Genomic DNA, 12,855 nt, shown 5'->3' with positions numbered 1-12,855 from the left:
ATAAGGAACGACGAATGCGGATTCTGATTGTCGGCGCCGGCGCGGTCGGCGGCTATTTCGGCGGACGGCTGGCGCAGGCCGGCCGCGACGTGACCTTTCTGGTTCGCCCGCGACGCGCCGAAATCCTGCGCGCCACGGGACTGGTCATTCGCAGCCCGGTGGGGGATTTTCACCTGCCCTCCCCGCAACTGACGACGGCGGAGACTCTGCGCGAGCCTTTCGACCTCATCCTGCTGAGCTGCAAGGCCTATGATCTCGCCGATGCGATGGAGTCCTTCTCCGGCGGCGTCGGCGCCGAAACCACGATTCTGCCGCTGCTCAACGGCATGGCCCATATCGAGACGCTGCAATCGCGCTTCGGCGCCGAAAAGGCGCTCGGCGGCCTTTGCATGATTTCCTCCACGCTCGGCGACGACGGCGCGATCCTGCATCTCAACACCCTGCACGGCCTGACCTTCGGCGAATTGAACGGCCTCCGCACCGCGCGCATCGCGGCCATTGCGGAGCAGTTCGCGGGCGCCGGCTTCGACGCGCGGGAAAGCGCCGCTATCCGGCAGGACATGTGGGACAAGTGGATTTTCATCGCCGGCCTCGCCGGCGCCACCTGCCTGATGCGGGCGTCTGTCGGCGATATTGTCGCCGCCGGCGCCGGCGATCTCGCCGCGGGCCTGTTCGAGCAATGCGCCGCCATCGCCGCGGCGAATGGCTTTCCGCCCGGCAAGGCCCATATCGAACGGACGCTCGGCGCCCTAACCGAACCGGGCGCCACGACAACCGCCTCCATGCTGCGCGACATCGAAGCCGGGGCGCGGATCGAGGCCGATCAGATTTTGGGCGACCTGCTGCGGCGCGGCGGCGATGAGGCCGGCGGTCATTCGCTGCTGCGCGTCGCCTATGCCCACGCCAAAGCCTATGAGACGCGTCGCCAGCGTGAGGCGCAGGCCTCCAGCTAAGCGGCGCGAAGACGCCGCGTCAAAAAAGGCGCGCCAGAGTGGACGCCCTTGCATTTGCGAAAAAGCGCCTTGGCGGAACTGGGTCCTCCGCCGGCGAGTCTAGCGGCTATAGTTGTCGAAAACGCCGGATGGGGCCGGCGCGAATGGAATGCGAAAAGCGCCGGGTGGGGCTGGCGTGAAGAGAGAGGGCAAGACATGATCCGGTTCACATTGAACGGGAAGCCGCAGGAAATCGATGCGGATCCCGAAAAGCCCTTGCTTTGGGCTTTGCGTGACGACCTTGGCCTGACAGGCACCAAATTCGGCTGCGGTCAGGCCCTGTGCGGCGCCTGCACCGTGCATATCGACGGCGAGCCGACGCGCTCCTGCCAGACTCGCATCGGCGATGTTGGCGGCAAGACCATCACCACCATCGAGGGCGTCAACGGCGATGTCGCCGCCGCCGTGCAGAAGAGCTGGATCAAGCTCGACGTGCCGCAATGCGGCTATTGCCAGTCGGGCCAGGTCATGGCCGCCATCGGCCTGCTTTCCACCAATCGGAAGCCGAGCGATTCCGACATCGACGACGCCATGAGCGGCAATCTCTGCCGCTGCTCCACCTATCAGCGAATCCGCGCCGCCGTGCACGAAGCTTCGCGCCTGCTGGGAGCCTGACCAATGCTCAATCTCGCAAGCACCAAAATCCTGCGCGAGGCGCCGGTCTCCCGCCGCCATTTCGTCATCGGCGCGAGCGCCGTCGGCGCCAGCCTGGTCGTCGGCTATTCCGCTGCCGCCGAACCTGCGCCGGCGGGCGCTTCGGGCGCCGCGCCCAATCCGTTCGCCGGCTATATCCGGATCGACCCTGACAACAAGGTTACGATCTATTCGGCCCATATGGACATGGGCCAGGGCATCTATCAGGGCGTCGCCACGCTCGCCCAGGAAGAGCTTGACGGCGACTGGTCCAAGACCGAAGTCGTCGGCGCGTTCGGCGATCCGGCGCTCTATGGCAATCTCGCCATGGGCGGCAAATTCCAGCTCACCGGCGGCTCGACCGGAACCGCCTCGTCCTGGCGGCGTTATCGCGTCGCCGGCGCCACCGCCAAGGCCATGCTGATCGCGGCGGCCGCGCGCAAATGGGGCGTTCCGGCCGAAGAGATCGTCGGCGCCGATGGCGTGCTGCGCGCGAAGAGCGGCGCGACGGCGACTTATGGCGAAATGGCGGCTTTGGCCGCGCAGGAGCCGGCGCCCGCCAAGGTCGCGCTGAACGAGCCGAAGGACTGGCGCTATATCGGCTCGGAAAACCTGCCGCGTCTCGATTCCGCGCCGAAATCGACCGGCCGGCAGATGTTCACCATCGACGTCCGGCTTCCCGGCCAGCTGACGGCGGTGATGATCCATCCGCCGGTGTTCGGCGCAAAGGTGAAGAGCTTCGACGCCGCCAAGGCCAAGGCGATGAAGGGCGTGGTCGATGTCGTCGAGACGCCGCGCGGCGTCGCGGTGGTCGCCAATGGCATGTGGGAGGCGAACAAGGCCCGCGACGCGGTCAGCGTGGTCTGGGACGATTCCGCCGGCGAGAAGCGCGGCACGTCTGAAATGTTCACGGCTTATCGGGCGCTGGCCGACAAGGGCGGCGAAAATGTCGCGGTCGATCGCGGCGACGCGGTCGCGACCTTCGGCAAGGCCGCGAAAATCGTCGAGGCGCGCTACGAATTTCCCTATCTCGCCCATGCCGCTCTGGAGCCGCTCAACGCCGTCGCCTGGATGAATCCGGAGGGCGTGCTGGAAGTCTGGGGCGGGCATCAGATGCCCGATCTCTATCAGGCCGTGGCGGCGCAAATCGCCGGCCTCCCCCCTGAAAAAGTCAAGCTGCATGTCATGAAGACCGGCGGCGGTTTCGGCCGTCGCGCCTGCCCGGACGCCGACATCATCGTCGAGGCGGTTTCGACCGCCAAGGCGCTGGGCTGGAAAGCCCCGGTCAAGGTGCAGTGGACCCGCGAGGACGACATGCGCGGCGGACGCTATCGCCCCGCTTATGTCCACAAGATCAAGGCGGGTCTCGACGCGGACGGCCGCATCGTCGCCTTGCGCGACACCATCGTCGGCCAGTCGATCGCCAAGGGCTCGCCCTTCGAGGCGATGATGGTCAAGAATGGCGTCGACGGCACCTCGGTCGAGGGCATGGCCAACCAACCCTATGCCATTCCGAACTTCCGTCTCGACACGACCACCACCGACATGAATGTGCCGGTGCTGTGGTGGCGCTCGGTCGGCTCGACCCATACGGCTTATGTGCTCGAAGCCTTCCTTGACGAGGTCGCGCACGCCGCCGGCAAGGATCCCGTCGCCTATCGGATGGAGATGCTGGCCGACAAGCCGCGCCATGCCGGCGTGCTCAAACTCGCCGCCGAAAAGGCCGGATGGAGCGAGCCGCTCGCCGCGGGTCGGTTCAGGGGCGTATCGGTGGCTGAGTCCTTCGGGACCTATGTCGCGCAGGTGGTCGAAATCTCGCTCGACAAATCCGGCGCGCCCAAGGTCGAGCGCGTGGTCTGCGCGGTCGATTGCGGCGTCGCCGTCAATCCCGACATGGTGCGCGCGCAGATGGAGGGCGGCATCGGCTATGGCCTCGGCGCCATCATGAAGTCGCGCATCACGCTCGACGGCGGCAAGGTGGTCGAAGGCAATTTCGACGGCTATGAAGTGCTGCGGCTGAACGAGATGCCCAAGGTCGAGGTCCATATCGTGAAATCCGCCGAAGACCCGAAGGGCGTCGGCGAACCCGGCGTGCCGCCGATCGGCCCGGCGCTCGCCAACGCTTACTTCCAGGCGACCGGCAAGAGGATGCGAATCCTGCCGTTCGATCGCGGTGAAACCTGACGCGCGATCCCGGAGGCGGCATGGACGATCGCAACGACATCATCGCCACGGCTTTGGACTGGGCGCGGCGCGGCAAAGGCGTCGCGCTCGCCACCGTGGTCGCGACCTGGGGCTCGGCGCCGCGCGGCATTGGCGCGCGGCTAGCCATTGACGAGGACGGCCTGTTCATGGGCTCGGTCTCGGGCGGCTGCGTCGAGGGTGAAATCCTCGCAGCGGCCGAGGAGGTCATCGCCACCGGACAGCCGGTTCTGCGTTCATTCGGCGTCAGCGATGAAAACGCCTGGACGGTCGGCCTGCCCTGCGGCGGCTCGATTTCGGTCTTCGTCGAGCGGATCGGGCGCGGCCCTCTGCTGCAAAATCTCAGCGACGACGCCCGCGCCGGGCGCGACGCGGTGACGCTGCTCGCGCTCGACGACGGCGAACGCCTTCCCTTGGACGAAGCCCTGCGCCAAAAGGCGTGGGACGCGTCGACGCGGGCGGCGCTGGAGGCGGCGGCGGCCCTTGGCCGCGACGCGCTGGTGGAAACGCCGGCCGGAAGCTTCTTTCTGGAATTCTGGCGCCCGCCGCTGCGGCTGGTCCTCATCGGCGCGGTGCATATCGCGCAGGCGCTCGCGCCCATCGCGGCCATGGCGGGCTATCAGGTCGCCGTGGTCGATCCGCGCAACGCCTTCGCGGATGAACGGCGCTTTCCTGGCGTCGAACTGGTGGTGGATTGGCCCAACGAATTCCTGCGGCGCCGCCCGCCGGATTCGCGCACGGCGCTCGTGGTCCTCAGCCACGAGCCGCGCATCGACGATCCGGCTTTGGCCGCCGCCCTGAACAGTCCGGCTTTCTACATTGGGGCTCTGGGCTCGCGGCGCTCGGCGGAAAAACGCCGCGAACGTTTGCGGGCGCAGGGCTTCACGGAGTCCGATCTGGCGCGCGTCCACGGCCCGGTCGGGCTCGCCATCGGCGCCGCCAATCCGGCCGAGATCGCCATCTCGGTCGCGGCCGAACTGACCGAAGCGCTGCGGCTCAGACCATCCGCCGTCGCGATCAAGGACGCCGCCGAATGACAGCCAGCGCGCCCAGCCGGATCGCGGCGGTGGTTCTCGCCGCCGGACGATCGAGCCGCATGGGCGCCAACAAGCTGGTTCTGGAACTCGGCGGCAAGCCGGTCATTCGCCACGCGCTCGACGCCATTACCGCGTCGCGGATCGACAAGACTCTGGTCGTTCTGGGCCACGAGGCCGAACAGGTCCGCATGGCGGCGGGAACGCAAGCCGCTTTCGTGATCAATCCCAATTTCGCCGCCGGCATGTCGACGTCGCTGAAGGCCGGACTCGCCGCTCTGCCGCCGGATGTGGACGGCGCGATGATCTTCCTCGGCGACATGCCCGATATCGAACCGGTTCTGATCGACCGCATGATCGCGGCCTTCGATCCCACGCGCGGGCGGGATCTTGTCGTCCCTCTGCGCCATGGCCGGCGCGGCCATCCGGTGCTGTGGGGACGCGCGTTCTTCCCGCTGCTCTTGCGCGAAATGCAGGGCGATTCCGGCGCCCGCGATCTCATCGCGGCTCATGCCGAAAGACTGGTCGAGATCGAGGCGCCGAGCGACGGCGTGCTGCTCGATCTCGATACGCCGGAGGCTTTGCTCCGGCGCAGGCAGGCGGGCGAACCCGCCTGACCGCTGTCTTCAATGGCCGCCCGCGCCGCCGGCGGCTGGCTTGATCTTGCTGGCGAACAGCAAAGCCACGGCCGCCAGCGCCAGCAACACGCCGAGCACGGCGAAGGCGTCGGCGAAACCCATGGTCAGCGCCTGCCGGCGGACGCCGGCGCCGATCGCCGCCAGCGCCTTGGCGTGAGCCAGCGCCGGATCGGACACGCCATGAGCTGCGAAATAATGCGTCAATTGGTCGATCCGCTCGCGCACTTCGTCGCGATAATAGGTCACCGACTGGCCGATGATGTTCGAGTGGAACTGCTCGCGCTTGGTGATGATCGTGCCAAGGCTCGCCGTGCCCATCGCGCCGCCGAGATTGCGCAGCATGTTGGACAGGCCCGAGGCCGAACCCGCCTCGCTCGGCGCGATGCCCGCCGTGACGATGGCGCTTACCGGCGTCAGCACCAAAGCCTGCCCGATGGCGCGCACCACATTCGGTCCGAACAACTGGTCGCCAGCGGAATCGAGCGAGAGCCAGATATTCATGAAGCTGCTCCCCGCGAACAGGGTCATCCCGAAAAAGGCAATGTAACGGGCGTCATAACGCTTCATCAGCATCGGCACGAAGGGAATGAACAGCAGTTGCGGGAAGCCGGTCCAGGCCAGAACCTTGCCGATCTGCTCGGCATTGTAATGCTGCACCTGGCCGAGATATTGCGGCATGACATAGATCGTGCCGAACAAAGCCGCGCCGAGCAGCATGTTCACCAGCACGCCGATGCCGAAATTGCGGCGCTTCAACAGGCGCAGGTTGACCAGCGGCTTGGCGACGATCAGTTCGATGGCGATGAAGGCCGACAGGAACACCACGGCGACGACGGTCAGCTTGACGATGAAGGGCGAGCCGAACCAGTCGTTCTTGTTGCCCTCCTCCAGCACGGTCTGGAGCGCTGAAAGCCCGATCGCCATGGTGAAAATGCCGGCCCAGTCGCCTTCGCGCAGCAGGCCGAGACGCATTGGCTCGCGCTCCAGCGTCAGCGCCAGAGCGACCACCATCAAGATGCTCGGCGGCGTGTTGACGAAGAAGATCGTCTGCCAGCCGTAATTTTCGGTGAGATAGCCGCCGATGGTCGGGCCGACGGCCGGCGCGAAGGTCACCGCGACCGCGAACATGGCGAGGCCGATCGGCTGCTGCGCCTTGGGCAGCTTGGTCAGCACCATGGTGAAGGCCATCGGGATCAGCACGCCGCCGGCAAAGCCCTGCAGGCCGCGCGCGACGATCATCGAGCCGAGATCGCGCGTGAAGGCGCAGGCGATGGAGAAGACCGCGAACAGGATGGTGTTGGTCAGGATCACGCGCCGGAAGGAAAAGACGCGGCTCAGATAATCGGTCAGCGGGATGACGATGATCTCGCCGATCAGATAAGAGGTCGAGATCCAGGCGCCATTGTCGACGCCGGTGCCGATGCCGCCCTCGATATCGAGCAACGAGGCGTTGGTGATCTGGATGTTGAGGATCGCCATGAAGGCGCCGATCATGCTGGCCATGACGGCGATCCAGGCGGTCAGGCTCGCCTTGCCTTCCGTCGCGGGGGCGGCGGGAATGGCGCGGGCCGGCAGGTCGTTGGCGCTGAGTGCGAGACTGGACATGGCCTGTTCCTCCTGAAGGGCCTCAGCCGCGGGCGTTGGACGCCGTCGCGACCTGCTCGGACTCACCACGCGTGTCGATGGTCGGGACGACCGACATGCCGGGCCGCAGCGCGGCCGGAAGCGGGCTGCCCGCGTCGAAGGTGATCTTCACCGGAATGCGCTGCACGACCTTGGTGAAATTGCCGGTGGCGTTGTCCGGCGGCAGCACCGCGAATTCCTGCCCGCTCGCCGGCGCGACGCTGTCGACGCGGCCCTTGAAGACCTGGCCGGGGAACATGTCGACCTCGATCTCGACCGGCTGGCCGGCATGCACGTCGGTGAGCTGGGTTTCCTTGTAATTGGCGACGACATAGCTGGAATCGACCGGCACGACCGACATCAGCTGCGTGCCCGCCTGCACATATTGGCCGACGCGCAAAGTGCGGTTGCCGACCTGGCCGTCGACCGGCGCGGAGATGGTCGTATAGGAGAGGTTCAGCTCGGCCTGATCCTGCGCCGCCTGGGCGCGCAGCAGATTGGCCTGGGCTTGGGCGAGCTCCGCCTTGAACACGTCGAGCAACCGGGTGGAATTGGCCAGGGCGGCGCGGTCGCGCGAGACATTGGCGCGCGAGGCGAGCACGCGCGAATTGGCCTGTTGCGCATTCTGCACGCTGCCGAAACCGGTTGACGCCAGATCGGTATAACGCTTGTTCTCCTGCTCGGCGAAGGTCTGGTTGGCCTCGTCGGCCGTCACCGTCGCGGCTGCGGCGTCGATGACCGATTGCTGCGCCACGATGGCCGCCTGCTTGTTGCCGATGGCGGCGCGGGCCGCCGCGACATCCGCACTGGCCTGCTCCACCGCCACCTTGAAGTCGCGGTCGTCGATACGGGCAAGGATCTGGCCGGCCTTCACCTTTTCATTGTCGGCGACAAAGACCGCGGCGATATAGCCGGCGACCTTGGGCGCGATGGTGGTGTTGTCGGCCTTGACATAGGCGTCGTCGGTGGAGACCGCAAAACGACCCACCGTCCAATAGCCATGGCCGAAATAGCCTGCCGCGCCGAGCGCCGCGACGGCGACGCCGACCATGAGAACGCGCCGGAAAAAGGTGCGGGCGCTCTGGGGCCGGGGCGCGGCCGCTTCGGCGGTGAAGGGCGCGGCGCCTTGCAGCGCCGCCTGCGCGTCATATGTTGAGAGCGCGTCTTCGAATTCCTGGATTTGCTTGTGCTGCGTCATTGCGTTGCTCCCTGAGGCCTGGGAAATTCGAACTTGTCGATAATTAGGAAACGGTGTAATTTCCAAAATACGCCGCCTTAGAGCGAAGTCAATCGGAATTTGGAAAATGACCATAGTCGAAAATGCAAAGGCGCCTTGCAGGGGACGCGGTCGTCCGCAAACGCGCACGGATGAGGAGACGCTCGCGCTGATCGTCGAGGCCGCGCGCGAGGAATTCATGGGCAGCGGCTATGCCGCGACCTCCATGTGTTCGGTGGCGCAGCGGGCCGGCGTCTCGACCAAGACGCTCTACCGGCTGGTTCCGGCCAAGGACGCCCTGTTCGAGCGCGTGATCGCGGACAGGATCGGACGCTTCATTCTCGAAATCGACAAGAATGCGCTCAATGCGCTCGGGCTGGAGGAAGCGCTGGAAAGGATCTTGAACGCCTTCGGCCGCCTGACTCTGGACCGCCAGACAATCAATCTGACCCGTCTCGTATTCAGCGAAAGCGAGCGCTTTCCCGAAGTCGGCCAAGCCTTTTACGAGGCCGCCGTCCGGCGCAGCGGCGACGCCATTGCGCTCTGGCTGAAAGACCAATGCGCCAAGGGCGCGCTGGAGCTGGACGACCCGCAGCTCGCCGCCGCCATGCTGCGCGGCATGATGATCATGGAGCCGCAGCGCGCGGTGATGATGGGGCAGCGCGAGGCGCCCGAGGCCGAGGAGATCGTGCGGCGCGCGAAAATCTGCGCGAGATTGTTCCTGAACGGCTGCCGGAAGCAGCCGGCGTGACGCGCGAGGCGGCGGTTGAGCCGCCGCGCCGCCACGCCCGGCGCGAACGGACCATCTGATGGCGCCCGACCTGACGCTTACGCTCGAACTGTCCGGCGTGGCGGTCGTCGCGGGCTTCATCGACGCCATCGCCGGCGGCGGCGGCCTGCTGACCCTTCCGGCTCTGCTGCTGGCCGGCCTCGACCCGATTTCGGCGCTTGGAACCAACAAGCTGCAGGGTTCGGCGGGGTCGCTCTCCGCGACCTTCGCTTTCGCGCGGCGTCATCTGATCGACTGGCGCATCGGGCTCCGCTTCGTCGCGGCGGCGGGCGTGGCCAGCCTGCTGGGCGCGCTTTCGATCAGCCTGTTGCCGCGCAACTGGCTCGACGCGCTCGTGCCTGTCCTGCTGCTGGCCTTCGCCGGCTATTTCTCGCTGGGCCGGGGGATTCGGGAGGGCGATGGCGCGGCGAAAATGCCGACCAATCTGTTCGCCGCGAGTTTCATCCCGCTGGTCGGCTTCTATGACGGCTTTTTCGGCCCCGGCGCCGGAACCTTCTACATGATCGGGATCACCACCCTGCTCGGCTTCGGCGCCGTTCGGGCGACCGGCTACACCAAGGCCGCCAATGCGGCCAGCAATGTCGGGAGCCTGCTGCTGTTCGCCAGCAAGGGCGTGGTGATCTGGCCGCTCGGCCTCGCCATGGCTTTGGGCGCCTTTCTCGGCGCGCAATTGGGCGCGCGGCTGGCGATGCGGCTGGGCGCGAAACTGATCCGTCCGCTGCTAATCGTGACCAGCAGCCTGATGGCGCTGCGCCTGCTGAGCCGCGACGGCGGCCCGCTGCACGCGCTTCTCGCGCTGGTGCCCTGACGGCGCCCGCCGCGCGTGCGGCGAGCGCCCTTTGCTTTAGCGGCGATAGCCCGCGTCATTGCGGCGCGACGGGCCCTGCGCCGCGCGATCGCGCGCGCCGTTCTCCGCACGCCCGCCATTCGGACGGCCGCGATCCTGCCGGGGCTCTTGTCGATGATCTTGCCGATGGTCTTGCCGATGCTCCTGCCTCGGGCGGGAAGCATTGCGCGCCGGGCCGCCATTGCTCCGCTGTGGCCTGCGGGCCTGCGGCGCGGAATCGGCGGCGCCCGGATTGGCGCGCAGGTCGGTCGTCGGGATCTGCTGCTTGGTCAGCTTCTCGATCGCCCGGAGCAGATCGCGCTCCTCATTGTCGCAGAAGGAGATCGCCTCGCCCTCGGCCCCGGCGCGCGCCGTGCGGCCGATGCGATGAACGTAAGCCTCCGGCACTTCCGGCAATTCGAAATTCACGACATGGCTGACGCCGTCGATATCGATGCCGCGCGCGGCGATATCGGTGGCGACCAGCACCGCGACCCGGCCGGAGCGGAAGCCGTCCAGCGCGCGCAGGCGCTGGCCCTGGCTCTTGTTACCGTGAATGGCTTCCGCCGTCAGTCCAGCCTCCACCAAAGCGGCGGCGACGCGATCCGCGCCGCGCTTGGTGCGGGTGAACACGATCGAGCGACGGAAATCCGGGTTGCGGAGCAGGTCGATCAAAGCGTCGCGCTTGCGCTGCGCCTCGATCAGCACGACACGCTGCGCCACGCGGTCGGCGGTGCGGGCGACCGGCGTGACCGAAACCTTCTCGGGACGATGCAGCATTTCGGCGGCGAGCGTCGCGATTTCAGTCGGCATGGTGGCGGAGAAGAACAGAGTCTGCCGCGCCTTGGGCAATTTGGAGAAAATCTTGCGGATCGGCGGCAGGAAGCCGAGATCCAGCATATGATCCGCCTCGTCGAGCACCACGGCCGTGGTCGCGTCGAGCCGCAGATTGCCCTGCGCCATATGGTCGAGCAGGCGGCCGGGCGTGGCCACCAGCACGTCGAGGCCGCGCGACAGCGCCTGGACCTGCGGGCCGAAGCCGACGCCGCCGAAGATCACCGCCACGCGAATGCCGGCGAAACGGCCATAGGCGCGGAAACTATCGCCGATCTGGGCGGCCAATTCGCGCGTCGGCGCCATGACCAGCACGCGGGTGTGTTTCGGGCGCGGGCTCTCGGGGAATTTCAGCAGCCGCGAGATCAGCGGGGTGGCGAAGGCGCAGGTTTTTCCCGTGCCGGTCTGCGCAATGCCGAGCAGATCGCGGCCTTCAAGCAGATGGGGGATGGACTGGGCCTGAATCGGGGTGGGATTTTCATAGCCCTCGGCAGCAAGGGCCCGCAAAACGCTCTCGGCGAGGCCGAGATCGGTAAATTTTGTCACTTGGATACTTTCAATAGAAACCGCCATGGTCCGCGCCTCGGCGCGGTGAAAAAGCGGCTTGTCGAAGAAGGCCCCACACGGAATGGGCCGTCCGCCAGAAAACGGACCTGGGCCGGGCGACGCTTTGGATGCGTCCCATGCGCCGGCGCGCCGTCACGCTGCAATGCAGCACACCTTCCATAACCGCTTTGCCTGACAAAAGCAATCCGCAGACTTTCGCCGCGCCGGCCGGCGCCTTAAGAGTGCGCCCGAAACGGCAATGTCGCGTGGAACCATGATTCGTCTCGAAAACATCAGCAAGCAGAATGGCGCCCATCTCCTGTTCGTCGAAGCCTCGGCCGCGCTGCTCCGGGGCGAGAAGGTCGGCCTCGTCGGCCCCAACGGCGCCGGCAAGACCACCCTGTTCCGCATGATGACCGGGCAGGAGACGCCCGACGAGGGCCAGGTCTCGGTCGATCGTGGCATCGCCATCGGCTATTTCAATCAGGATGTCGGCGAAATGTCCGGCCACAGCGCCGTCGCGGAAGCCATGAACGGCGCCGGCCCGGTGAGCGAAGTCGCGGCGCAGTTGCACGCGCTGGAAGCCGCCATGGCCGATCCGGATCAGGCCGACGACATGGACGAGATCATCGCCCGCTATGGTGAGGTGCAGGCGCGGTTCGAGGAACTCGACGGCTATGCGCTGGAGGGCCGCGCGCGGGAAGTGCTGGCCGGGCTGAACTTTTCCGAAGAGATGATGGATGGCGACGTCGGCGCGCTGTCGGGCGGCTGGAAGATGCGCGTCGCGCTCGCCCGCATCCTGCTGATGCGGCCCGACGTCATGCTGCTCGACGAGCCGAGCAACCATCTCGATCTCGAAAGCCTGATCTGGCTGGAGGATTTTCTGCGCGGCTTCGAGGGCGGCCTGCTGATGACCTCGCATGACCGCGCCTTCATGAATCGAATCGTCGGCAAGATCATCGAGATCGACGGCGGCAACCTCAACACCTATTCCGGCGATTACGAGTTCTACGAGCAGCAGCGCGCGCTGAACGAGACCCAACAGCAGGCGCAATTCGAACGCCAGCAGGCCATGCTCGCCAAGGAAATCAAATTCATCGAGCGCTTCAAGGCGCGCGCCTCCCATGCCTCGCAAGTGCAGAGCCGCGTGAAGAAACTGGACAAGATCGAGAAGGTCGAGCCGCCGCGCCGCCGCCAGACCATCCAGTTCGACTTTCCGCCTGCGCCGCGCTCGGGCGAGGATGTCGCGACGCTCAAGAACGTCAGCAAGGGTTACGGCGCCCGCGCCATTTATGACGGACTGGATTTTCAGGTGCGGCGCAAGGAGCGCTGGTGCGTCATGGGCGTGAACGGCGCCGGCAAATCGACCCTGCTGAAACTGGTCGCCGGCGAGTCCGAACCGGATGCGGGCTCGGTCGCAATCGGCGGCAGCATCAGGATGGGCTATTTCGCCCAGCACGCGATGGAGCTGCTCGACGGCGACAGCACGGTGTACGAATCGCTGGAGGCGCGCTTTCCGCA

At 66.5% G+C, this 12,855-nt stretch carries 11 protein-coding genes; 8 read left to right on the top strand and 3 right to left on the bottom strand.

Annotated features, from left to right (window positions below; genetic code table 11):
- From panE to ACE3S9_RS06585, 5 genes are all read left to right on the top strand, one after another.
- Positions 1-953 (top strand): 2-dehydropantoate 2-reductase (gene panE / locus ACE3S9_RS06605; RefSeq protein WP_374545646.1); only part of this gene is annotated, 953 nt, incomplete at its 5' end.
- 195 nt (positions 954-1,148) lie between these two features.
- Positions 1,149-1,607, top strand: a complete 459-nt coding sequence (locus ACE3S9_RS06600) for a (2Fe-2S)-binding protein (protein ID WP_374545645.1) — start codon at positions 1,149-1,151, stop codon at positions 1,605-1,607.
- A 3-nt stretch (positions 1,608-1,610) separates the two neighbouring features.
- Positions 1,611-3,809 carry a molybdopterin cofactor-binding domain-containing protein gene (locus tag ACE3S9_RS06595; RefSeq protein ID WP_374545644.1) on the top strand — a complete coding sequence of 733 codons (2,199 nt, stop codon included), beginning with the start codon at positions 1,611-1,613 and terminating at the stop codon, positions 3,807-3,809.
- Between the two features lie 20 nt (positions 3,810-3,829).
- Positions 3,830-4,864, top strand: coding sequence for an XdhC family protein (locus ACE3S9_RS06590; protein ID WP_374545643.1), 1,035 nt, complete (start codon positions 3,830-3,832; stop codon positions 4,862-4,864).
- Positions 4,861-5,478 carry an NTP transferase domain-containing protein gene (locus ACE3S9_RS06585; protein WP_374545642.1) on the top strand — a complete coding sequence of 206 codons (618 nt, stop codon included), beginning with the start codon at positions 4,861-4,863 and terminating at the stop codon, positions 5,476-5,478. The genes ACE3S9_RS06590 and ACE3S9_RS06585 overlap by 4 nt, the downstream gene beginning before the upstream one ends.
- 9 nt (positions 5,479-5,487) lie before the next feature.
- Here the strand turns inward: ACE3S9_RS06585 and ACE3S9_RS06580 are convergent, their stop codons facing one another.
- Both ACE3S9_RS06580 and ACE3S9_RS06575 read right to left on the bottom strand, forming a co-directional pair.
- Positions 5,488-7,002 carry an MDR family MFS transporter gene (locus ACE3S9_RS06580; RefSeq protein WP_374545648.1) on the bottom strand — a complete coding sequence of 505 codons (1,515 nt, stop codon included), beginning with the start codon at positions 7,000-7,002 and terminating at the stop codon, positions 5,488-5,490.
- A 124-nt stretch (positions 7,003-7,126) separates the two neighbouring features.
- Positions 7,127-8,320 (bottom strand): HlyD family secretion protein, encoded by a 1,194-nt coding sequence (locus ACE3S9_RS06575; protein ID WP_374545641.1) that lies wholly within the window; start codon positions 8,318-8,320, stop codon positions 7,127-7,129.
- A 112-nt stretch (positions 8,321-8,432) separates the two neighbouring features.
- Here ACE3S9_RS06575 and ACE3S9_RS06570 point away from each other — a divergent pair, with 112 nt between their 5' ends.
- Together ACE3S9_RS06570 and ACE3S9_RS06565 are read left to right on the top strand one after the other, a co-directional pair.
- Positions 8,433-9,089, top strand: a complete 657-nt coding sequence (locus ACE3S9_RS06570; RefSeq protein ID WP_374545647.1) for a TetR/AcrR family transcriptional regulator — start codon at positions 8,433-8,435, stop codon at positions 9,087-9,089.
- Positions 9,090-9,147: 58 nt separating this feature from the next.
- The gene (locus ACE3S9_RS06565) at positions 9,148-9,936 is read left to right on the top strand and encodes a TSUP family transporter (RefSeq protein ID WP_374545640.1); all 789 of its coding nucleotides are present in this window, start codon (positions 9,148-9,150) and stop codon (positions 9,934-9,936) included.
- A gap of 36 nt (positions 9,937-9,972) precedes the next feature.
- Here ACE3S9_RS06565 and ACE3S9_RS06560 read toward each other — a convergent pair whose 3' ends face one another.
- The gene (locus tag ACE3S9_RS06560) at positions 9,973-11,334 is read right to left on the bottom strand and encodes a DEAD/DEAH box helicase (RefSeq protein WP_374545639.1); all 1,362 of its coding nucleotides are present in this window, start codon (positions 11,332-11,334) and stop codon (positions 9,973-9,975) included.
- 274 nt (positions 11,335-11,608) lie between these two features.
- Between ACE3S9_RS06560 and ACE3S9_RS06555 the strand changes: the two genes are divergently transcribed.
- Positions 11,609-12,855: ABC-F family ATP-binding cassette domain-containing protein (locus ACE3S9_RS06555; RefSeq protein ID WP_374545638.1), on the top strand; the 1,247-nt coding region annotated here is incomplete at its 3' end.

This window comes from Rhodoblastus sp., from assembly GCF_041915505.1.
Taxonomy (GTDB): Bacteria; Pseudomonadota; Alphaproteobacteria; order Rhizobiales; family Beijerinckiaceae; genus Rhodoblastus.
The sequence above is the reverse complement of the archived record's forward strand: the minus strand, read 5'-3'. Positions and strand labels throughout refer to the sequence as shown.

What these genes read in the sequence shown, in the direction of transcription:
- ACE3S9_RS06580 (WP_374545648.1), bottom strand. Translation starts at nt 7,002, where the DNA reads ATGGCCAGCATGATCGGCGCCTTCATGGCGATCCTCAACATCCAGATC.
- ACE3S9_RS06565 (WP_374545640.1), top strand. Translation starts at nt 9,148, where the DNA reads ATGGCGCCCGACCTGACGCTTACGCTCGAACTGTCCGGCGTGGCGGTC.
- ACE3S9_RS06590 (WP_374545643.1), top strand. Translation starts at nt 3,830, where the DNA reads ATGGACGATCGCAACGACATCATCGCCACGGCTTTGGACTGGGCGCGG.
- ACE3S9_RS06575 (WP_374545641.1), bottom strand. Translation starts at nt 8,320, where the DNA reads ATGACGCAGCACAAGCAAATCCAGGAATTCGAAGACGCGCTCTCAACA.
- ACE3S9_RS06585 (WP_374545642.1), top strand. Translation starts at nt 4,861, where the DNA reads ATGACAGCCAGCGCGCCCAGCCGGATCGCGGCGGTGGTTCTCGCCGCC.
- ACE3S9_RS06600 (WP_374545645.1), top strand. Translation starts at nt 1,149, where the DNA reads ATGATCCGGTTCACATTGAACGGGAAGCCGCAGGAAATCGATGCGGAT.
- ACE3S9_RS06595 (WP_374545644.1), top strand. Translation starts at nt 1,611, where the DNA reads ATGCTCAATCTCGCAAGCACCAAAATCCTGCGCGAGGCGCCGGTCTCC.